This window comes from Staphylococcus sp. EG-SA-2, assembly GCF_017152085.1.
Window position 1 is genome coordinate 1 of sequence record NZ_JACYHC010000039.1, and the last position, 574, is coordinate 574.

Genomic DNA, 574 nt, shown 5'->3' on the forward strand with positions numbered 1-574 from the left:
GGCGACAAAGAGTTAACACATATGTGGAGTGGACAAAGCCCGCGACTAGCAACAACGCATCCCGCCAACACCATCATGTCCAATATAATCAATCAAATTAATCAAATCATGCAATATAAATAATCGACCGCAATCCACAAAAGCACAAGCACTCCCAAACATTATTTTAGTGCTTGCCATTTTTGTGGATTGCGTTTCTATTTTACCAATCTAGTCAAACGAAATTATCAAACTAAAGTTCGCTGAAATGATTATAGTCAAACGAAAACATCAAACTAAAGTTCGCTGAAATGATTATGATCAAACGAAATTATCGAGCTGAAGGTCACCGAAATGATTATAATTAAACGAAATTATCGAGCTAAAGTTCACTGAAATGATTATAATCAAACGAAAACATCAAGCTGAAGATCGCCGAAAGATTTTAATCAAGCGAAAACATCAAATTAAAGTTCGCTGAAATGATTATGATAAAAGTTATATGGTATGATGACATTGGTGATATATATGATAAACATCGGATTAACAGGTTGGGGTGATCACTATTCATTATATGAAGATTTAGAACGCCAAA

1 protein-coding gene and 1 pseudogene are annotated in these 574 nt (G+C 34.1%); both read left to right on the forward strand.

The window, feature by feature from the left end; translation table 11 throughout:
- A pseudogene (locus IDG60_RS00305) lies at positions 1-123 on the forward strand (nitronate monooxygenase); the annotation flags it as partial.
- 384 nt (positions 124-507) lie between these two features.
- Positions 508-574: hypothetical protein (locus tag IDG60_RS21605; protein ID WP_241013310.1), on the forward strand; the 67-nt coding region annotated here is incomplete at its 3' end.